This is a genomic window from Pseudomonas sp. KnCO4 (genome assembly GCF_045344305.1).
Lineage (GTDB): Bacteria > Pseudomonadota > Gammaproteobacteria > Pseudomonadales > Pseudomonadaceae > Aquipseudomonas > Aquipseudomonas anuradhapurensis.
Genome location: NZ_CP174199.1, coordinates 1,487,485 through 1,506,202, shown reverse-complemented (window position 1 = coordinate 1,506,202; position 18,718 = coordinate 1,487,485). Strand labels below are relative to the sequence as shown.

The window sequence follows — 18,718 nt, the reverse complement described above, 5'->3', positions numbered from 1 at the left end:
GCGGCCCCGCAGATGCAAGCGGCGAAGCTGGATTCCCGAGGGGCGCTTCGCCCCCTTTCGCGGCACAAGGCCGCTCCGACAAAAGGCCAGGCAGGCCCGACATGGCTGCATACCGCTCTGCAGTCGCGTAAACTACGCCGCCCATGTGGAGGCATCATGCAAGACGACGATTTTTCCCTGTTCAAGGCCGAAGTGCGCGGCGTGAAGCCGATCCGGCACGACCGCGCCGACGTCGGCAAACCCAAGGCCGACCGCCAGCAGCTGGCCGGCCTGCGCCAGGCGGCGACGGTGCGCAGTGACAAGGCCCTGGTGATCGACGGCATGTCCGACCAGTTCGTCATCGACGTTGGCGCCGAAGACGAATTGCTGTGGCGTCGCGACGGCGTGCAGGAAGGCCAGTTGCGCAAGCTCAAGCTGGGGCAGATCCCGTTCGAAGGCAGCCTGGACCTGCACGGCATGACCGTGGAAAAGGCCCGCGAAACCCTCTGGGACTTCATCGCCGAAGCCACCAGGCTGGAAGTGCGCTGCGTACGCGTTACCCACGGCAAGGCCGCACGCCTGGACGGCAAGCGCCCGATGATCAAGAGCCACGTCAACACCTGGTTGCGCCAGCACCCGCAGGTACTCGGTTTTGCCTCGTGCAGCGCCCGCCACGGCGGCACCGGCGCGGTGTATGTGATGCTCAAGCGAACCATGCTCGAAGGCCGCGACGAATAACGCCGCGCTTGCAGCGCCGCCCTCGCCGCCGTACCCTTCGTTTTTGCGATTTTTTCCCACAGGTAGATCCATGTCCCTGGAACAGAACTACACCGAGATCCTCAGCCAGCTGGGCGAGGACGTCTCCCGTGAGGGCCTGCTCGACACGCCCAAGCGGGCTGCAAAGGCGATGAAATACCTTTGCCGCGGTTATGAGCAAACACTGGAAGAAGTCACCAACAACGCGCTGTTCAGCTCCGACAACAGCGAAATGGTGCTGGTCCGGGACATCGAGCTGTATTCGATGTGCGAACACCACATGCTGCCGTTCATCGGCAAGGCCCACGTGGCTTACCTGCCCAAGGGCAAGGTCCTCGGCCTGTCGAAGGTGGCACGCATCGTCGACATGTACGCCCGCCGCTTGCAGATCCAGGAAAACCTCAGCCGCCAGATCGCCGAGGCCGTGCAGCAGGTCACCGGTGCGGCAGGTGTCGCCGTGGTCATCGAGGCCAAGCACATGTGCATGATGATGCGCGGTGTCGAGAAACAGAACTCGACCATGATCACCTCGGTGATGCTGGGTGAATTCCGCGAAAACGCCGCCACCCGCAGCGAGTTCCTCAGCCTGATCAAGTGATTGGCTGTCGCCCCCAAGCCGACCCTGCGGGTCGGCTTTTTCATGTTCAGGAGTTGCCCATGATCGTCAAAGCCCTGCGGGTTGGCCTCGGCCAGCTCATCGTGTTCGTCGACTGGCTCAGCCGCCCGGCCAAGCGCAAGCGCGACGCCGCCGCCCAGGCCCGCGTCGAACAAGCGGCCAAGGGCCTGGCGCTGTACCAGTTCCATGCCTGCCCGTTCTGCGTCAAGACCCGCCGCACCCTGCACCGCTTGAACGTGCCGGTGGCGCTGCGCGATGCCAAGAACGACCCGGTACACCGCCAGGCCCTGGCAGAAGGCGGCGGCCGAGTGAAAGTGCCGTGCCTGCGCATTGAAGAAGCCGGCAAGGTGACCTGGATGTATGAGTCCAAGGCCATCATTGCCTACCTGGACGAGCGGTTCGCTGCCCTGTAGGAGCGGCCTTGTGTCGCGAAAGGGCCGCAAAGCGGCCCCGATAATCTACGCGGCGAAGCTGCAAGCACGCGGCGCTTCGCCCTCCTTTCGCGACACAAACCGCAGTTCTCCGGCAGGCACAACCTTGGCGCGGTTCAACCCACCATCGGCACATGCCGCGGGTGGCTGCTGACCCGCTCCAGCCAGGCCCTCACTGCCGGGTAATCGGCCAGGTCGAAGCCACCCTGATGCGCCACGTGGGTATAGGCATATAACGCCACATCGGCAATCGAGTACTGGTCACCGACCAGGTAGGGCGTCATCTGCAACTGCCGCTCCATCACCCTCAGCGCCTTGTAGCCGCCCTTGTGCAGCTTGCGGTATTCCTCCACGCGCTCATCCGGCAAACCGAGGTAGAACTGGATGAAACGCGCCACGGCAATGTACGGCTCATGGCTGTACTGCTCGAAGAACTGCCACTGCAGCACCTGGGTACGCAGGCGCGGCTCGACCGGCAGGAACTCGCTGCCGTCGGCGAGGAAGTTGAGAATGGCATTGGACTCCCACAGGTAGCTGCCGTCTTCCAGCTGCAGTACCGGCACCTTGCCGTTGGGGTTCATGGCCAGAAACTCAGGTGTTTCCGTCTCGCCCTTGAGAATGTCCACCGGGCGCCACTCATACGGCCGGCCCAGCAGGCTCAACATCAGCTTGATCTTGTAGCAATTGCCCGACTGGTAGTCGCCATAGACCTTGTACATCGCCCCTTCACTCCCAAGCAGTTGTGCGTTTGCGCCCAATAGTTGGCGACTGTACGGCTAAAAGCAATGGCCGCTGTATGGCAAGGATCATTCTTGCGCGCTGTAGTCTGAAAAAACTGCTTACACCTTTACAAGGATTTTGTTCATGACCGATGCCACTTCCGCTCGCCTGCGGCCACTGGCGGACAGCTCCCCGTCGGCGGTTGTCGCCGGCTTCATCGCCATGCTCACCGGCTATACCAGTTCGCTGGTGCTGATGTTCCAGGCCGGCCAGGCGGCCGGGCTGACCAGCGCGCAGATTTCCTCGTGGATCTGGGCGTTGTCGATCGGCATGGCGGTATGCAGCATCGGCCTGTCGCTGCGCTACCGCACGCCAATCACCGTGGCCTGGTCCACCCCGGGTGCCGCCCTGTTGATCACCAGCCTGGGCGGGGTGAGTTATGGCGAAGCGATCGGCGCCTACATCACCTGCGCTGTCCTGGTGCTGATCTGTGGCCTGACCGGCAGCTTCGAGCGCCTGGTCAAACGCATCCCGGCTTCGCTGGCGTCGGCGCTGCTGGCGGGCATCCTGTTCAAGATCGGCAGCGAAATCTTCGTCGCCGCCCAACACCGCACCTTGCTGGTGCTGGGCATGTTCTTCAGCTACCTGCTGGTCAAGCGCCTGTCGCCGCGCTACTGCGTGCTGGCCGCGCTGCTGGTGGGCACGACATTGTCCGGCGCCCTGGGCCTGCTGGACTTCAGCGGCTTCCGCCTGGAGGCTGCCACGCCGGTGTGGACCACGCCGAGCTTCTCCCTGGCAGCGACCATCAGCATCGGCATTCCGCTGTTCGTGGTGGCCATGACTTCGCAGAACATGCCCGGCGTGGCCGTACTGCGCGCCGATGGCTACCAGGTGCCGGCCTCGCCGCTGATCTCGGCCACCGGCTTTGCCTCGCTGTTGCTGGCGCCATTCGGCTCGCACGGGGTCAACCTGGCGGCGATCAGCGCGGCGATCTGCACCGGGCCACATGCCCATGAAGACCCGGCCAAACGCTACACCGCGGCGGTGTGGTGCGGGATTTTCTATGGCATTGCCGGGGTGTTTGGCGCGACCTTGGCGGCACTGTTTGCGGCGCTGCCAAAAGAGCTGGTGCTGTCGATTGCGGCGCTGGCACTGTTCGGCTCGATCATGAACGGGTTGACCGTGGCCATGAGCGAGGCGCGTGAGCGGGAGGCGGCGTTGATCACCTTCATGGTCACGGCTTCGGGGTTGACCTTGTTCTCCATCGGCTCGGCGTTCTGGGGGATTGTGGCGGGGGTACTGACCTTGATGATCCTCAACCCGCGCAGGGCCTGAAGGTATTTGTTGCCTGTACCGGCCTCTTCGCGGGCATGCCCGCTCCCACAGGGATACCACTGAATCTGAGGGCAGTGTGGGAGCGGGCGTGCCCGCGAAGAGGCCGGTACAGGCAGCACAAGCCCCAGGCCCAGATCACAACCTGAAATGCCCCACCATCCCCTTCAGGTCGGTGCCCAACTGTGCCAGCTCGACACTCGACCGGGCATTGTCCTGCATTGCCAGGGCCGCCTGGTCGGCACTGCTGCGGATCTGCGTGACGCTGCGGCTGATCTCCTCGGCCACCGAGCTCTGCTGCTCGGCCGCCGCGGCAATCTGCTGGTTCATCTGCTGGATCAATGACACCGCCGCCGCAATGCTGCCCAACGCGCTTTCGGTCTGCAGCGCATCGGCCACCGCCAAACGCACCAACTCGGTACTACCCCGGATCTGCGCCACCGACTGCTGGGCATTGCCGCGCAGGCTGGCGACCAGGGTCTCGATCTGCTCGGTAGACTGCCGGGTACGCCGCGCCAGCGCACGCACCTCATCAGCCACCACGGCAAAACCACGCCCCTGCTCACCTGCACGGGCCGCTTCGATAGCCGCATTGAGCGCCAGCAGGTTGGTCTGCTCGGCCACGCTCTTGATCACTTCCAGCACGTCGCCAATGGTGTGAATCTCGGCACTGAGGCTGTCGATACCGGCGCTGGCCGTTTCCGCCGCCGCCGCCAGCTGCTCGATGCGCTGCATGCTCTGGCGCACCACCTGCTGCCCGGAATCGACCTTTTCGTCCGCCGCCTGAGCCGCCTGGGCCGCCTCCTCGGCGTTGCGCGCGACATCGTGGACGGTGGCGGTCATCTGCTGCATGGCGGTCGCCACCTGTTCGGTTTCGTCCTTCTGGCTACCCACCTCGCGGTTGGTCTGCTCGGTTACCGCCGACAGCGCCTGGGCATTACCGGCCAGTTGCTCGATACCCTGCTGCAAACCGCTGACGATGCCGGACAGGCCCTCGGCCATCTGCTGCATGGCCTGCATCAGCTGCCCTACTTCATCACGGCGTGGCGCCTGGGCGTCGAAGCCCAGCTCACCGGCGGCAATGCGCTGGGCGCGGGCAATCACATGCCTGAGCGGGCCGACCACGGCGCGGGTGATCAGCCAGGCAGCCAGCACACCGACCAGCAGCGCCAGCGCCGTCGCCACGCCAATCGCCACGGCGTTGCGCTGCAGTTCACCCTGCAGCGCCTGCTCCTGCCCCAGGTAGGCCTGGTCGACGCGCCCGGTCACCTGCTCGGCACTGGCCTGCAACTGCGCCTTCAGGCCCTGCTCGCGGGCCAGCTGGTCAGTGTATTCGTTGAGTTTCTCCGAGAAGCTACCGATGTGCCCTGCCACTTCGCCCAGCACGCTCTGGTAGCCAGCATCGCTGACCGCGCCCTGTAGCTGGCCGACCAGGCTGGCGGCCTCGACGGTCTGGGCAATGCGCTCCTGGCTGACGCCTTCTTCGCCCTTGCGGCTTTTTTCCAGGCGTACCCGCGCTTCGTCCATGGCCTGCAGCATCAGCCGCGAGACCTGCGCCACTTGCGCGGCCTGCTCCAGGAACTCGCCGCCCTGCTGCCCCTGCGACTGCTTGAGGGTGTACACGCCATCATCGGCCAGGCCGGCCTGCAGCACATCGAGGTTGTTGGCCACGCTGGACACCGACCAGCTGGCCATGTCCAGTGCCAGCTCCTTGGCCTGCACCGCCTCGACAAAGGCTTCGAACGCTTGCCCATAGGCGGTCAGCTCGGCTTCCGTCGCGGCCAGCGCCGGCAGGCCGCGGGCGCGTTCGACCAGGCTCTGCAGGCCGCTGCGCAGGGCCTCGGCCTGCTGGATGTCGGAACGCAGGGCAAACGCCTGCTCATGCTGGCGCAGGCGCAGCAGGTCGGTATTGAACTGGCCCAGCTGGCGCAAGCTGTCGAAGCGCTGGCTGACGCTGTACAGCGCAGCGATGCCAATGGCCGCCACCGCCAGGGTCAGCACCAGCACCAGGGCAAAGCCCAGGCTGAGTTTGCGGGCCATGCCCAGGTTGGCCAGCACACCGTGCTTGCTCGTGCCCATGCCGATTCCCCTTCTGCTGGCGAGGTTATCTGGAAGGCCAAGGGTGGCAACGTTGCCAGCCACTGAACAAGGGCCTGACGTCAGAATAGTGTCAAATAGCTACGACAGTGTCGCTATCAGCTTTGCCGAGGTCGCCCTGCGTGCTGAAGGAAGGCCTGGGCGCGGGCGTCCTGCCCATAGGCGACATTGATGCGCAGCCAAGTGCTGGCAGCGCCCTGGTAATCGAAGGCACTACCTGGCGTGAGCAGCACCGCATGCTGCAGCGCCAAGTGCTCCAGGCAGGCGAAATCGCGGCCCGGCACGCGGGCCCAGACGAACATGCCGCCGTAGGGTTCGCAGAACACTTGCCAACCCGCCAGCTCCAGCTGGCCAAGCAATTTCGCCATGTGCTGCGCCAGGCGTACGCGCAGACGCTGCATGCTCTTGCGGTAACTGCCATTGGCCAGCATCTGCCCCACTACCTGCTCGGCAAAACGCGAGGTGCCGATACCGCTGACCATCTTCAACTCGGCCAGACGCGCGACCAATGCCGGGTCGGCGACCAGATAGCCGACCCGCAGCGAACTACTGAGGGTTTTCGAGAAGCTGGCCATATAGATGACCCGCTGCTCACTGTCGAGGGTGGCCAGGCGGGTGGCCGGCCCTTCCTGGAAATCGGCGTAGATATCGTCCTCGATGATGCGCAGGTCATGCTCGCGGGCCAACTCCAGCAGACGGTAGGCGACCTTGGGCGTCAGGCTGGTGCCGGTGGGGTTGTGGTACAGGCTGTTGATGAACAGGCAACGCGGCTTGTGCCTGGCCAGTAGCGCTTCGAGGGTCGCCAGGTCCGGGCCCTCGGCGCCACGCGGCACCGGCAGCATGTGCACCTGGTGCTGACGCAGCAAGTTGTACAGGTTGTAGTAACCGGGGTTCTCCACCAGCACCGTGTCGCCCGGGCGCAGCAAGGTGCGCACCAGCAGGTCGAGGCCATGGCTGGCACCCTGGGTAGTGAGGATGCGCTCGGGGCCGGCGACAATGCCCTGCTGCGCCAGGCGCTTGTGCAGCTGCTGGCGCAGGCTGGCCAGGCCCAGCGGCGGGCAGTAATCGAACAGGTCCTGCGGGTTGCCGCGGCTGACCTGGCGCACCGCCTGGGCCAGCTCGGTGGTGGCGCGCCAGCTGCTGGGCAGCCAACCGCAGCCCAGCTTGAGCAGTTCGTCATGACCCTCGCGGAATTGCCGCCAGCTACCGTCTGCAGCCTCGCCCCAGGGCTGGGTGTCGTCCGCGGCCAGGCCGGGTTTGCGCTCGGCCACGAAAAAGCCGGTGCCATGCCGCGCCTCCAGCCAGCCGCTGGCAACCAGCCGGTCGTAGGCCTCGATCACGCAGGACGCGCTGACCGCCTGGCTGCGGGCCAGGGCACGGATCGACGGCAGGCGCGCGCCTGGGCGCAAGCGTTGCCGGTCGATCCAGGTTTGCAGCTGGTCGGTGAGTTGCTGCACCAACGGCGTAGCACTGGTGCGGTCGAGGGTCAGGTGCATGAGGTTGACTGTTTGCTGATTTTGAGCGAACAGTTAAGCATAAATGCGCTGAGGGTGTGTCTGGTGAGTGGAATGGACGCGCATCAGAGTAGGCAGGGCTGGCCCTTTCGCGGCTAAACCCGCCACCACAGGCGCTGCACGGCTGATGGCTTGGATGCGAGGTTCACCGGCGAAGAGGACGGCACACACACTACCAAACCAGGACCCTCCCCATGCCCTTCGCTCCGGCCCGCCTGGCCTTCGCCCTCTGCCTGATCACCCTGGCTGTCAACCTGCCGGCCCCGTTGTATATCGCTTACGCCGACCTTTCCGGCCAGGGCGCCGGTGCCACGGCGGTCGCATTCGCCAGCTATGTGCTCGGCGTTTTGCCCGTGCTGCTGGCCCTGGGGGGCCTGGCCGACCGGGTCGGGCGCCGGCCGCTGATCCTGGCCGCCCTGGCCCTGTCGATGCTCGCCACCGGGCTGCTACTGCTGGCCCCCAGCCTGCACACGCTGGGCCTGGCGCGGGCGTGCCTGGGCCTCGGCACCGCCCTGGCCACCGCCACGGCGACCGCCTACATGGGCGAGCTGATGGGCAGCGAGCACGGCCCTCGCGCCGCCAACTGGGTGACCGCCAGTACCTCGCTGGGTTTTGGCCTGGGCGCAGCGCTGACCAGCCTGTTCCTGCTGCGTGGCCCCAGCCTGACCCCGGGCAGCTTCTACTGGCAACTGCTGCTGGCGGCAGTGGCCATGGCGCTGGTATGGCGCCTGCCGGACCCACGCCCGGCACAACGCACCCGTATGCTGCGCCTGCCTTGCTACCCGCGTGGCAGCGTCGGCTATGGCCTGGCGATCCTGCTGGCATGGGCATGTTCGGGGCTGGTCATCGCCTTGCTGCCAGGCATCCTGCGCCAGCATGGGCTAAGCGTCTGGTCGGGGTTCTCGACCTTTTGCGTGATCAGTTGCGGGCTGGTGTTCCAACCGATGGCGCGGCGCCTGGACAGCCGTACGGCCACGCTGCTGGGGCTGTTGATATTGCCGTGCAGCTATGCCGTGCTGGCCTGGGGAGCAGACAGCGGCAGGCTCGGGGCGGTGTTGCTGGGGGCGGTAGCAGCCAGCAGTGCGTGCTACGGGTTTATCTACCTGGGCGGGTTGGCGGCGGTGAACCAGCTGGCCGGCAGCGAGAAAACCCGGGCCAGTGCCGGGTTCTTTCTGCTGGCCTACCTGGGGTTCAGCCTGCCGGTGATCTTCACCGGGCTGCTGAGTGACTGGCTGGGGTCGGGGTTGGCCTTGCTGGTGTTTGGTGGGGTACTGACAGTGGCCTGTATGGCGCTTGGGCTGGCCTTGCTGTCCGGTTCGGTGAAGACCGCGCAGGCGGCGCGCTCGGTGTAGGGGCGCCTTGTGTCGCGAAAGGCGGCGCAGCGCCACCCCTGCCTCGCCGCATGAAATTGCCGGGGCTGCTGCGCAGCCCATCGCGACACAAGGCCGCTCCTACACCCAGGTTCAGGGATATGGCTGCGCTCTGTGATTGCCCTGCGAGAGCGGTTCAGATCGCCGTCGCCCCACCATCCACCGTCAGGCAGTGCCCGGTGGTAAACGCTGCGCCGTCGCTGCACAAGTACAGTACCGCGCTGGCAATTTCCTCGACCTTGCCAATACGCCCTACCGGGTGCATGGCAGCGGCGAACTCGGCCTTGCGCGGGTCGGCCTGGTAGGCGCGGCGGAACATCTCCGTGTCGATCACCGCCGGGCACACCGCGTTCACGCGGATGCCCTTCTTGGCGTACTCGATGGCCGCCGACTTGGTCAGGCCGATCACGGCGTGCTTGGAGGCACTGTAGATACTCATTTTCGGCGCCGCGCCCAACCCTGCGACCGAAGCGGTATTGACGATCACCCCAGCGCCCTGGGCCAGCAGCAACGGCAACTGGTACTTCATGCACAACCACACGCCTTTGACATTGACGCCCATGATGGCATCGAATTCTGCTTCGCTGCCCTCGGCCAGGCGGCCCTGCTCGATCTCGATACCGGCGTTGTTGAAGGCATAGTCCAGCCGGCCATAGGCGCCAAGCAGGCGCTCGTGCAACTGGCGCACCTCGGCGTCACGGGTAACGTCGCAGGCGATGAACAGCGCCTCGCCACCTGCCGCGCGGATCAACGCCACGGTGGCCTCGCCGCCAACCGCGTCGAGGTCGGCCACCACCACCTTCAGGCCCTGCTGGGCGAACGCCAGGGCGGTTGCCCGGCCGATGCCGGCGGCAGCGCCGGTAACCAGGGCGACCTGGCCGGAAAAGGTCATGCTCATCGCGTGCTCCTGAGAGTAATGGGTGGGGTGCAAAGCATAGTCAGCCACCGTCTGGCCGGGCAGCATCATCACCCCTCCGGTTGGGCTACCATGCTTGTCAGTGATGTTACGGACCTGCCTCCATCAACAAGGTAGATTTAACGCCCGATTCCTCCACTGCCCACAAGGACCTGCCATGACCCAGACCAACCGCCGCTTCCTGCTCGCCAAACGCCCGGTCGGCGCCGTGCGCCGTGACGATTTCAGCTTCGACAGCGTTGCCGTCGAACAACCCGGCGAAGGCCAGGTACTGGTGCGCAACCTGTACCTGTCGCTGGACCCCGCCATGCGCGGCTGGATGAACGAAGGCAAGTCCTACATCCCACCCGTGGGCCTTGGCCAGGTGATGCGCGCGCTGGGCGTTGGCGAGGTGGTCGCATCCAACCACCCCGGCTTCAAGCCGGGCGACCATGTCAGCGGCGCCCTGGGCGTGCAGGACTACTTCACCGGCGATGCCCAGGGCCTGCACAAGATCGACCCCAGCCTGGCGCCCCTGCCCCGCTACCTGTCGGCACTGGGCATGACTGGCATGACCGCCTACTTCGCCCTGCTGGAAGTCGGCCAGCCCAAGGCCGGCGACACGGTGGTGATTTCCGGTGCGGCGGGTGCGGTGGGCAGCATCGTCGGGCAGATTGCCAACATCAAAGGCTGCCGCGTGGTCGGCATTGCCGGTGGTGCCGAGAAGTGCCAGTACCTGAAGGACGAACTGGGCTTTGACGGGGTAATCGACTACAAGGCCGAGGACGTGCTGGCTGGGCTGAAGCGCGAATGCCCGAAAGGCGTCGATGTGTATTTCGACAACGTGGGTGGCGACATCCTCGATGCCGTGCTGACCCGCATCAACTTCAAGGCCCGCATCGTGATTTGCGGCGCAATCAGCCAGTACAACAACAAGGAAGCGGTGAAAGGCCCGGCCAACTACTTGTCGCTGCTGGTGAACCGTGCGCGCATGGAAGGCTTTGTGGTGATGGACCATGCCAAGGACTATGGCAAGGCCGCGCAGGAAATCGCCGGGTGGCTGGCCAGTGGGCAGGTGAAGAGCAAGGAGGATGTGGTGGACGGGCTGGAGACCTTCCCCGAGACGCTGCTGAAGCTGTTCAGTGGGGAGAACTTTGGCAAGTTGGTGCTGAAGGTTTGATTGCGGGGTTGGGCTTGCAGCTGTAGGCCTTGGGAGGATCAGCGCTGGATAGATCGAGCGCCGCGTGGGCGGCGCTCGATTTCGCCGGCACTAGGGCGCTCAAGGCGAGCACCTCAGGCAGGCATCTTACCCACGAATCTCTGCCACCACCGCGGCCAGCGCCTGCGCCGGGTCGGCGGCCTGGCTGATCGGGCGGCCGATCACCAGGTAATCCGAACCGGCATCCAGGGCCTGGCGCGGGGTGAGGATACGGCGCTGGTCATCCTGTGCGCTGCCCGCCGGGCGGATGCCCGGGGTGACCAGTTGCAGCGCCGGGTGCGCCGCCTTCAACGCCGGGGCCTCCAGCGCCGAGCACACCAAGCCGTCCATGCCGGCCTTCTCGGCCAGCGCGGCCAGGCGCAGCACCTGCTCTTGCGGGTCGATATCCAGGCCAATACCGGCCAGGTCTTCACGCTCCATACTGGTCAGCACGGTCACGCCAATCAGCAACGGTTGCGGGCCGCTGCGCTTGGCCAGTTCCTCACGGCAGGCCGCCATCATGCGCAGGCCACCGGAGCAGTGCACGTTGACCATCCACACGCCCATCTCGGCCGCCGCCTTCACCGCCATGGCAGTGGTATTGGGGATATCGTGGAACTTGAGGTCCAGGAACACTTCGAAGCCCTTGTCACACAGGGTTTCGACAATGCCCGAAGCACTGCTGGTGAACAGTTCCTTGCCAACCTTCACCCGGCACAGCGCAGGGTCAAGCTGGTCAGCCAGCTTCAGGGCGGCCTCACGGGTAGGGAAATCCAGGGCGACGATCAGGGGCGTCTGGCAGGCGGACATGGCAGGGTCTCTTGGCAAGTCGAAAACGGCGCGCATTGTAAACGATGTGACGCAGGCTTTGGGGCCCGCAAGTCACGGAATTGGCCCGGCACGGCCTGGCTCCTATAATTGAACCAACGGAACGGGTAATTGCTCAAATTTCGTACAAGCGCTGCCCATCATCGGTAAAAGGAGAACGACCATGCCCTGGTATGCCTGGCTGATACTCATCATAGCCCTCGGCTCGATCGTTGGCGGGCTGATGCTGCTGCGCGACACGGCGAAGAAACTGCCGCTGACCGAAGAACAGCTGCGCAAGGTGCATGAGCGCAACGCCGAAGCGGATGCCAAGGATGCGCAAGACCGCTGAAGGGCCAACGCCCAAGAGCGGTCTTGTATCGCGACGGGCTGCACCGGCAGCCCAGGTTCCAGCAGGCCTGCTCAAGCCGAGAGGCTCATGCTGCTGCCAAGCCTACTCCACCATCAGCTTGTCCCGGTTACGCTCCAGCAAGGCGTTGCCAATGCCTTTGATCTCCAGCAGTTCATCCACCGAAGCAAACGGCCCATTGGCCTCCCGGTAGGCCACGATGGCCTCGGCCTTGGCCTTGCCAATGCCGTTCAGCTCCTTCTGCAACGTCAGCGCATCAGCGGTATTCAGGTTCAGCCGCTGCGCTTGCTGGGCCGGTTGCTGGCTCACCACCGGCACCGGCTCGGGCATTGCCGTGGCGCTGCCCGGGGCGGCGCTGACGGAAAAGGACAGGCTGGCGAACAGGGGAAGCAAGAGGTACGACAGAACGTTGTTACGCATGGGGAAGATTCCTTGGGTTGGTCATTTTCCAGCAGCCGGTTTCCTTCGGCTGTGCAATCAACCCTAGCGGCGAAACCCACACCAAAACAGCCACCACCCACAGCGAGTGATTTCCAAATCAGTCAGCCACCGGCTCAACTTCGCCAACCCAAAAATCGATCACCATCGCCAACTTTACCTGCAGCCCAATAGCATTGGCGGCGTACCCCATCGCCTGTAGGCAAAACCCTGCTGGTCCGTGACTGCCTTCACAGCGGAGGCCGCCCTTATTCCCACAGCCCCCAGCGAACAGGGGCACCCAACCGCACAGTCCATCGGCCAAACTACCGACACCCACTGGCATCATGCGGCCCGACTGCTAGATTTTTAAGCGTATGGACGCCGTTTGCTTGAAGGACCGAAGCAGCATACCCTGACCCCCGCCGCTCGCCCTCGCACCAAGCCCGTCCAGCTGCCCCGCGTTTGCGCACCTGCCCTGCCCGGCCCACTGGCCGACAGCGCCCCCTGTCCAGCAAGAGGATCTTCGCCGTGCCCCTCAAGACCCTCACCGTATTCGGTACCCGCCCAGAAGCCATCAAGATGGCCCCACTGGCCCTGCAGCTTGCCCGCGACGCCCGCTTCGAATCCCGCGTGTGCGTGACCGGCCAGCATCGGCAAATGCTCGACCAGGTACTGGGCCTGTTCGAGATCACCCCCGATTACGACTTGAACATCATGAAGCCCGGCCAGGACCTGACCGGCGTGACCACGGAAATTTTGCAGGGCATCAAGCCGGTGCTGGCCGAGTTCAAGCCCGACCTGGTACTGGTACATGGCGATACCGCGACCACCTTTGCCACCAGCCTGGCGGCCTATTACCAGCAAATCCCGATCGCCCATGTAGAAGCGGGCCTGCGTACCAACAACCTGTATTCGCCCTGGCCAGAAGAGGGCAACCGGCGCCTGACCGGCACCTTGGCCGCGCTGCACTTCGCCCCTACCGCTACCTCACGTGACAACCTGTTAAGGGAAGGCATCGACCCGGCGAGCATTTTCGTTACTGGCAATACCGTGATCGACGCCCTGCTGGAAGTGGTGCGCAAGCTGGAGAGCCCAACGCTGAAAGTGCAGTTCCAACAGCAGTTCGATTACCTGGCTGGCCACCGCCGTATGGTGCTGGTAACCGGCCACCGCCGGGAGAATTTCGGCGGCGGTTTCGAACGCATCTGCGAAGCCCTGGTGCAGACTGCACGACAGTTTCCGGATGTGGATGTGGTGTACCCGGTGCATCTCAACCCGAATGTGCGCGAGCCGGTGAACCGGCTGCTGGCGGACGTGGGCAACATTCACCTGATCGAGCCTCTGGATTACCTGCCTTTTGTTTACCTGATGAGCCGTGCCTATGTGATCTTGACCGACTCGGGCGGCATCCAGGAGGAAGCCCCGGCGCTGGGCAAGCCGGTGCTGGTGATGCGTGATACCACGGAGCGGCCGGAGGCAGTGGCGGCGGGGACGGTGAAACTGGTGGGCACGGAGGTTGGTTCGATTGTCGGGGAACTGGCCAGGTTGCTGACCGATGAGGGGGCGTATCGGGAGATGAGCTTTGCGCATAACCCGTATGGTGATGGGAAGGCGTGTGGGCGAATTGTCGAGGCGCTGGAGGCGAGATTGGGGTTGGGCTGACAGGCGCAGGTCTTGAGATGTTTGTCGTTCGTGAGATCGTGCGCCGCGCGGGCGGCGCTCGATCTCACAGGCGGCAAATTTCTCAAGCCCCTGCAGACACCATCAGTCAAACAGCTCAGCTTGGCCCAGCGCCTTGCCCAGCTTGTCCTTGGCGGACAGCGTAGGCTCGAAGTCTATCGGCCACTCGATGGCTATTTGCGGGTCATCCCAGGCAATGCAACGTTCGCTCTCGGCCGCGTAGAAGTCGGTAGTCTTGTAGACAAACTCCGCAGTCGCACTCAGCGTCACGAAACCGTGAGCGAAACCCGGTGGGATCCACAGTTGGTTGTGATTTTCCGCCGACAACAGCGCCCCCACCCATTGACCGAAGGTGGGCGAACTGCGGCGGATATCCACGGCTACGTCAAACACTTCGCCCTGCACCACGCGCACCAACTTGCCCTGCGCGTGGGGCGGCAGCTGGTAATGCAGGCCGCGCAGCACACCCTTCACCGAACGGGAATGGTTGTCTTGAACAAAGTCTGGCTGTAGGCCAGTCATTTCACTGAAAGCACGCTTATTGAAACTTTCGTAGAAAAAGCCACGCTCATCACCGAAAACCTTGGGGCTGAACAGGAACACTTCAGGGATGGCCAATGAAACAGCGTGCATCAAAATACCTTCACTTCAAGCAGGTTCTTCAAATATTGCCCGTAACCATTCTTGAGTAACGGCTGGGCAAGGCGTTCAAGCTGTTCAGCGTTGATCCAGCCCGCGCGATAGCAAATCTCTTCAGGGCATGCCACCTTGAGCCCCTGGCGTCGCTCCAGGGTGGCGATGTACTGGCTGGCATCCAACAGGCTGTCGTGGGTACCGGTATCCAGCCACGCATAACCACGCCCCATGATTTCCACCTGGAGCTGCTGCTGTTGCAGGTACAGGTTGTTGAGGTCGGTAATCTCCAGCTCGCCGCGTGCCGACGGCTTCAACTGCCTGGCCAGGTCCACGACCTGGTTGTCGTAGAAATAAAGCCCGGTGACCGCATAGTTGGACTTGGGCGCTTTCGGCTTTTCTTCAATCGACAATACCCGCCCCTTGTCATCGAACTCGGCGACACCGTAGCGCTCCGGGTCCTGGACGTGGTAAGCGAAAACAGATGCCCCGCTCTGCTGCTGGTCCGCGTCAAGGAGCAGCGACTGAAAGTCGTGGCCATAGAATATATTGTCACCCAGCACCAGGGCGGACGCGGCGTTGCCGATAAAGTCCGCCCCGATCATGAACGCCTGTGCCAACCCGTCCGGGCTCGCCTGCACGGCATACGAGAGGTTGATGCCCCAACGGCTACCATCCCCCAATAATTGCTCGAAGCGCGGCGTGTCCTGGGGTGTCGAGATGATCAGGATGTCCCGAATGCCTGCCAGTAGCAGCGTACTGAGCGGGTAGTAGATCATCGGCTTGTCGTATACCGGCAACAGCTGCTTGGACACGGACAGCGTGGCGGGGTGCAGACGGGTGCCAGAGCCGCCCGCCAGAATGAGTCCTTTACGTGCCATAACAATTCCTAGCGCTGGATTTCGTCCAGCATGCGTTGCACACCCTGTTGCCAAGGCGGCATCTTGAGATTGAAGGTCTCTTCCAGTTTAGCCAACGCCAGCCGAGAATTGCGCGGGCGTAGCGCCGGCAGCGGGTAGTCCTCGGTACTGATAGCGACCAGTTGCTCGGCTGACACCTTCAAGGCAACCCCGCTACGGCGGGCATGCGCCAATACGAACTGGGCATAGCCGTGCCAGCTGGTTTCACCGGCTGCTGCGAGATGGTAGGTGCCTGCCAGGCGACTCGCATCGTGAGCACGGAAGAGACGATGCAAAATATGCGCGGTGACATCGGCAATCAGCTCTGCACCGGTAGGGGCGCCAAACTGGTCCGCCACCACCCGAAGTACATCGCGCTCGGCTGCCAGGCGCAGCATGGTCTTGGCAAAATTCTGCCCGCGCGCAGCATATACCCAGCTGGTACGCAGCACCACGGCAGCGGCACCGCTGGCCTGGATGGCCAGCTCACCCTCGCGCTTGGTACGGCCATAGACAGACAACGGGGCGCTGGGGGCATCTTCTTGCCACTGCCCCTGGCCACTGCCATCGAACACGTAGTCTGTGGAGTAATGAATCAGCCAGGCACCCAGCTGCGCGGCCTCACGCGCCAGAACACCTGGCGCTTCGGCATTGATCCGGGCCGCTAGTGCTGGCTCGCTCTCGGCCTTGTCCACTGCCGTGTAGGCGGCCGCGTTGACAATTACATTCGGGGCCAGCGAGCGCACTGTAGCGGCCAGCCCTTCAAGATTGGCCAGATCGCCACACAGGCCGCTTTCACCCTGGCGATCGAGCGCGATCAGATCGCCCAATGGCGCGAGGGCGCGCTGCAGCTCCCAACCGACTTGGCCATTTTTCCCCAGCAGCAAGATCTTCAAACGCTGCCTACCCCATACTGCTGGGCAACCCAGTCGCGGTAACTACCGTTCATGACGCCGTCGACCCACTGCTGGTTGGCCAGGTACCAGGCCACTGTCTTGCGGATACCCGATTCAAAGGTTTCGGCAGGCTTCCAACCCAGCTCGCGCTCGATCTTGCGTGCGTCGATGGCATAGCGGCGGTCGTGGCCCGGGCGGTCGGTGACGAAACTGATCTGGTTGGCATAGGGCTGACCGTCAGCCCGCGGGCGCAGCTCGTCGAGCAGCTCGCAAACGCGCTGGACAATGCCCAGGTTGGGCATCTCGTTCCAGCCGCCAACGTTGTACACCTCACCCACCTGCCCCGCTTCCAGCACCCGGCGGATGGCGCTGCAGTGGTCCTTGACGTACAGCCAGTCACGAATCTGCTGGCCATCACCGTAGACCGGCAGAGGTTTGCCGGCCAGCGCATTGACGATCATCAGCGGGATGAGTTTTTCGGGGAAATGCAGCGGCCCATAGTTGTTGGAACAATTGGTGGTCAGTACCGGCAGGCCATAGGTGTGGTGATAGGCCCGCACCATGTGGTCGCTGGCGGCCTTGCTGGCCGAATAAGGGCTGTTTGGCTGGTATTGATGGGCCTCGGTAAACGCAGGCTCACCGGCCTTGAGCGAACCGTAGACCTCATCGGTGGACACATGCAGAAAGCGGAACGCCGCCCTCTCCTGCGTATCCAGTGCTTGCCAGTAGCCGCGCACGGCTTCGAGCAACTGGAAGGTACCCACCACGTTGGTTTCCACGAAGGCCTGCGGCCCGTGGATGGAACGGTCGACGTGAGACTCGGCGGCGAAATTGAGCACCGCGCGCGGGCGGTGTTCTGCCAACAGCTTTTGTACCAACGCCCCATCAGCGATATCCCCCTGCACGAAAACGTGCTGCGGGTTGCCTTGCAGGCTTGCCAGGCTCTGCAGATTGCCGGCGTAGGTCAGCTTGTCCAGGTTGACGAGGGTTTCGCCTGACTGGCTTACCCAATCCAGCACGAAATTCGCACCGATGAAGCCAGCGCCGCCGGTTACCAGGATTGTCATAGGGTTGAACGCTTCTCGCAGAGTGTCGATGGGTGTTGTTGGCGCAATTCTAGACGGGAACGCTGGCAGTGTGTTGCGGTAAGACACCGTTCACGCTTTTGACAGTTGTTCGGGCGTTGACGGCGGGGCAAAATACGAGCCCTTCTCAGGAAAAGCCATCTAGGCTCACAGGGAGTGTCTATGCCTTCTGTTTTTCCCTCGGTCGCTGTTGCGGCCTTGTTTGCTTCCGCGCCTGTCTGGGCACAGTCCACGCAGCTTGCTGACCGGGTGGTGACGCCGAGTGCGTTTCTCGGGGTGGACCTGCAGGGGGACTTTTTGACTGAGGTGCCGGAGTGTGCGGAGGGGGATGTACGTCCTACCGAGCCTTGCCGCGTAGCGACAGAGAAAGCGGGACGCTTTGAAGTGCGGGGGTTGCCGTATCTGCCGATTTCGCCGGGGTATAAATTGTTTGCGACGGTGGATGGTGGGGCTGTTAGTCAGTTGGTTTTGACGGGTAATGCGAATAATTTGTATCTGGTTAAAGAACTGCTGACGGATAAGCTTGGGCAGCCGGCGACTAGCGGGACTCATTGGGTGAAGTTGAAATCCGGGGCTAATTATGAAGCTGAAGTTTACAAATGGAACTCTGAAGGGATAGCTGTGAATTTTGGCCGAGATGTTAGTGATCTTGGGCGGTATTCGGTTATTTTCTCAACGTCAGTTGTCGGTAGGACCACGAACCAGTTTGATGCCGAACCTGCATCAGAAAGCCCCAGCTTATAAGCTAGGAATGCCGGTATGTAGAAAAGACCTTACAGCAGCATACAATGGGGCTGCGAGCGATTTGAGGACGATGGACAGTAGCAGAACATCAAAATACTTGGCGGTCTGCAATATCAAATACGTTGGACCGGTCATGCTATCTCGTAACTGATTCATAAACCCCACCTCTCGCAAGGTGAAGTCTCAGTTACCGCGGCATAACCGACGTCAGCCATGATGTCCCCGACAGTAAAGTCGAAAAAGTCTACCTCTGCTCCGAGCCTTTGATTTTTCAAA

Annotated in this window: 19 protein-coding genes and 1 pseudogene; 9 read left to right on the top strand and 11 right to left on the bottom strand. The window is 63.3% G+C overall.

The window, feature by feature from the left end:
* Positions 1-156 precede the first annotated feature (156 nt).
* The 3 genes from ACJA3S_RS07010 to ACJA3S_RS07000 all read left to right on the top strand — a co-directional run bounded on the left by ACJA3S_RS07010 (position 157) and on the right by ACJA3S_RS07000 (position 1,764).
* Complete coding sequence (locus tag ACJA3S_RS07010) at positions 157-717, top strand: Smr/MutS family protein (RefSeq protein ID WP_406821293.1); 561 nt, start codon at positions 157-159, stop codon at positions 715-717.
* A 70-nt stretch (positions 718-787) separates the two neighbouring features.
* Positions 788-1,333: a GTP cyclohydrolase I FolE gene (gene folE / locus ACJA3S_RS07005; RefSeq protein ID WP_170028840.1), complete on the top strand. Its 546-nt coding sequence runs from the start codon at positions 788-790 to the stop codon at positions 1,331-1,333.
* A gap of 59 nt (positions 1,334-1,392) precedes the next feature.
* Entirely contained in the window at positions 1,393-1,764 is a 372-nt protein-coding gene (locus tag ACJA3S_RS07000) for a glutaredoxin family protein (RefSeq protein ID WP_406821292.1), read from the top strand.
* A 134-nt stretch (positions 1,765-1,898) separates the two neighbouring features.
* On the opposite strand, the gene ACJA3S_RS06995 is transcribed toward ACJA3S_RS07000, so the two are convergent.
* Positions 1,899-2,501: a glutathione S-transferase family protein gene (locus ACJA3S_RS06995; protein WP_406821291.1), complete on the bottom strand. Its 603-nt coding sequence runs from the start codon at positions 2,499-2,501 to the stop codon at positions 1,899-1,901.
* A 145-nt stretch (positions 2,502-2,646) separates the two neighbouring features.
* Between ACJA3S_RS06995 and ACJA3S_RS06990 the strand changes: the two genes are divergently transcribed.
* Positions 2,647-3,837, top strand: a complete 1,191-nt coding sequence (locus ACJA3S_RS06990) for a benzoate/H(+) symporter BenE family transporter (protein WP_406821290.1) — start codon at positions 2,647-2,649, stop codon at positions 3,835-3,837.
* A 135-nt stretch (positions 3,838-3,972) separates the two neighbouring features.
* On the opposite strand, the gene ACJA3S_RS06985 is transcribed toward ACJA3S_RS06990, so the two are convergent.
* The 3 genes and pseudogenes from ACJA3S_RS06985 to ACJA3S_RS06975 form a co-directional block, all read right to left on the bottom strand.
* Positions 3,973-4,677 carry a methyl-accepting chemotaxis protein gene (locus tag ACJA3S_RS06985; protein WP_372241565.1) on the bottom strand — a complete coding sequence of 235 codons (705 nt, stop codon included), beginning with the start codon at positions 4,675-4,677 and terminating at the stop codon, positions 3,973-3,975.
* 201 nt (positions 4,678-4,878) lie between these two features.
* Positions 4,879-5,361 (bottom strand): annotated as a pseudogene (locus ACJA3S_RS06980) (methyl-accepting chemotaxis protein); the annotation flags it as partial.
* A gap of 668 nt (positions 5,362-6,029) precedes the next feature.
* Positions 6,030-7,427, bottom strand: coding sequence for a PLP-dependent aminotransferase family protein (locus ACJA3S_RS06975; protein ID WP_406821289.1), 1,398 nt, complete (start codon positions 7,425-7,427; stop codon positions 6,030-6,032).
* A gap of 212 nt (positions 7,428-7,639) precedes the next feature.
* On the opposite strand from ACJA3S_RS06975, the gene ACJA3S_RS06970 reads away from it, so the two are divergent.
* Positions 7,640-8,797: an MFS transporter gene (locus ACJA3S_RS06970; protein ID WP_406821288.1), complete on the top strand. Its 1,158-nt coding sequence runs from the start codon at positions 7,640-7,642 to the stop codon at positions 8,795-8,797.
* 154 nt (positions 8,798-8,951) lie between these two features.
* Here ACJA3S_RS06970 and ACJA3S_RS06965 read toward each other — a convergent pair whose 3' ends face one another.
* Entirely contained in the window at positions 8,952-9,713 is a 762-nt protein-coding gene (locus ACJA3S_RS06965; RefSeq protein WP_186688943.1) for an SDR family oxidoreductase, read from the bottom strand.
* Positions 9,714-9,888: 175 nt separating this feature from the next.
* On the opposite strand from ACJA3S_RS06965, the gene ACJA3S_RS06960 reads away from it, so the two are divergent.
* Positions 9,889-10,890: an NADP-dependent oxidoreductase gene (locus ACJA3S_RS06960; protein ID WP_406821287.1), complete on the top strand. Its 1,002-nt coding sequence runs from the start codon at positions 9,889-9,891 to the stop codon at positions 10,888-10,890.
* Positions 10,891-11,016: 126 nt separating this feature from the next.
* On the opposite strand, the gene pyrF is transcribed toward ACJA3S_RS06960, so the two are convergent.
* On the bottom strand, positions 11,017-11,718 hold the full coding sequence (pyrF, locus tag ACJA3S_RS06955; RefSeq protein WP_170028831.1) for an orotidine-5'-phosphate decarboxylase: 702 nt from the start codon (positions 11,716-11,718) through the stop codon (positions 11,017-11,019).
* A gap of 181 nt (positions 11,719-11,899) precedes the next feature.
* On the opposite strand from pyrF, the gene ACJA3S_RS06950 reads away from it, so the two are divergent.
* On the top strand, positions 11,900-12,067 hold the full coding sequence (locus ACJA3S_RS06950; protein ID WP_010952850.1) for a DUF2897 family protein: 168 nt from the start codon (positions 11,900-11,902) through the stop codon (positions 12,065-12,067).
* Between the two features lie 102 nt (positions 12,068-12,169).
* Here the strand turns inward: ACJA3S_RS06950 and ACJA3S_RS06945 are convergent, their stop codons facing one another.
* Positions 12,170-12,505 carry a ComEA family DNA-binding protein gene (locus ACJA3S_RS06945; protein WP_406821286.1) on the bottom strand — a complete coding sequence of 112 codons (336 nt, stop codon included), beginning with the start codon at positions 12,503-12,505 and terminating at the stop codon, positions 12,170-12,172.
* A gap of 528 nt (positions 12,506-13,033) precedes the next feature.
* On the opposite strand from ACJA3S_RS06945, the gene wecB reads away from it, so the two are divergent.
* Complete coding sequence (wecB, locus tag ACJA3S_RS06940) at positions 13,034-14,167, top strand: non-hydrolyzing UDP-N-acetylglucosamine 2-epimerase (RefSeq protein ID WP_406821285.1); 1,134 nt, start codon at positions 13,034-13,036, stop codon at positions 14,165-14,167.
* 102 nt (positions 14,168-14,269) lie between these two features.
* Here wecB and rfbC read toward each other — a convergent pair whose 3' ends face one another.
* Genes rfbC through rfbB form a run of 4 tightly spaced genes read right to left on the bottom strand, consistent with a single transcriptional unit; the run spans position 14,270 to position 17,680 of the window.
* Positions 14,270-14,818, bottom strand: a complete 549-nt coding sequence (rfbC, locus tag ACJA3S_RS06935; RefSeq protein ID WP_406821284.1) for a dTDP-4-dehydrorhamnose 3,5-epimerase — start codon at positions 14,816-14,818, stop codon at positions 14,270-14,272.
* On the bottom strand, positions 14,818-15,699 hold the full coding sequence (rfbA, locus tag ACJA3S_RS06930; protein ID WP_170028827.1) for a glucose-1-phosphate thymidylyltransferase RfbA: 882 nt from the start codon (positions 15,697-15,699) through the stop codon (positions 14,818-14,820). Before rfbA ends, rfbC begins: the two co-directional genes overlap by 1 nt.
* An 8-nt stretch (positions 15,700-15,707) precedes the next feature.
* Positions 15,708-16,613 carry a dTDP-4-dehydrorhamnose reductase gene (gene rfbD, locus ACJA3S_RS06925; RefSeq protein ID WP_406821283.1) on the bottom strand — a complete coding sequence of 302 codons (906 nt, stop codon included), beginning with the start codon at positions 16,611-16,613 and terminating at the stop codon, positions 15,708-15,710.
* Positions 16,610-17,680, bottom strand: coding sequence for a dTDP-glucose 4,6-dehydratase (gene rfbB, locus ACJA3S_RS06920; protein WP_406821282.1), 1,071 nt, complete (start codon positions 17,678-17,680; stop codon positions 16,610-16,612). The genes rfbD and rfbB overlap by 4 nt, the downstream gene beginning before the upstream one ends.
* A gap of 180 nt (positions 17,681-17,860) precedes the next feature.
* Between rfbB and ACJA3S_RS06915 the strand changes: the two genes are divergently transcribed.
* Positions 17,861-18,442 carry a hypothetical protein gene (locus ACJA3S_RS06915; protein ID WP_406821281.1) on the top strand — a complete coding sequence of 194 codons (582 nt, stop codon included), beginning with the start codon at positions 17,861-17,863 and terminating at the stop codon, positions 18,440-18,442.
* Positions 18,443-18,718: the final 276 nt, after the last annotated feature.

Coding starts and splice junctions, on each gene's coding strand:
- folE (WP_170028840.1), top strand. CDS start 788: ATGTCCCTGGAACAGAACTACACCGAGATCCTCAGCCAGCTGGGCGAG.
- pyrF (WP_170028831.1), bottom strand. CDS start 11,718: ATGTCCGCCTGCCAGACGCCCCTGATCGTCGCCCTGGATTTCCCTACC.
- rfbB (WP_406821282.1), bottom strand. CDS start 17,680: ATGACAATCCTGGTAACCGGCGGCGCTGGCTTCATCGGTGCGAATTTC.
- rfbC (WP_406821284.1), bottom strand. CDS start 14,818: ATGCACGCTGTTTCATTGGCCATCCCTGAAGTGTTCCTGTTCAGCCCC.
- ACJA3S_RS06975 (WP_406821289.1), bottom strand. CDS start 7,427: ATGCACCTGACCCTCGACCGCACCAGTGCTACGCCGTTGGTGCAGCAA.
- ACJA3S_RS07010 (WP_406821293.1), top strand. CDS start 157: ATGCAAGACGACGATTTTTCCCTGTTCAAGGCCGAAGTGCGCGGCGTG.
- rfbA (WP_170028827.1), bottom strand. CDS start 15,699: ATGGCACGTAAAGGACTCATTCTGGCGGGCGGCTCTGGCACCCGTCTG.
- ACJA3S_RS06965 (WP_186688943.1), bottom strand. CDS start 9,713: ATGAGCATGACCTTTTCCGGCCAGGTCGCCCTGGTTACCGGCGCTGCC.
- ACJA3S_RS06990 (WP_406821290.1), top strand. CDS start 2,647: ATGACCGATGCCACTTCCGCTCGCCTGCGGCCACTGGCGGACAGCTCC.
- ACJA3S_RS06945 (WP_406821286.1), bottom strand. CDS start 12,505: ATGCGTAACAACGTTCTGTCGTACCTCTTGCTTCCCCTGTTCGCCAGC.
- ACJA3S_RS06995 (WP_406821291.1), bottom strand. CDS start 2,501: ATGTACAAGGTCTATGGCGACTACCAGTCGGGCAATTGCTACAAGATC.
- ACJA3S_RS06970 (WP_406821288.1), top strand. CDS start 7,640: ATGCCCTTCGCTCCGGCCCGCCTGGCCTTCGCCCTCTGCCTGATCACC.
- ACJA3S_RS07000 (WP_406821292.1), top strand. CDS start 1,393: ATGATCGTCAAAGCCCTGCGGGTTGGCCTCGGCCAGCTCATCGTGTTC.
- ACJA3S_RS06915 (WP_406821281.1), top strand. CDS start 17,861: ATGCCTTCTGTTTTTCCCTCGGTCGCTGTTGCGGCCTTGTTTGCTTCC.
- ACJA3S_RS06985 (WP_372241565.1), bottom strand. CDS start 4,677: ATGACCGCCACCGTCCACGATGTCGCGCGCAACGCCGAGGAGGCGGCC.
- ACJA3S_RS06960 (WP_406821287.1), top strand. CDS start 9,889: ATGACCCAGACCAACCGCCGCTTCCTGCTCGCCAAACGCCCGGTCGGC.
- ACJA3S_RS06950 (WP_010952850.1), top strand. CDS start 11,900: ATGCCCTGGTATGCCTGGCTGATACTCATCATAGCCCTCGGCTCGATC.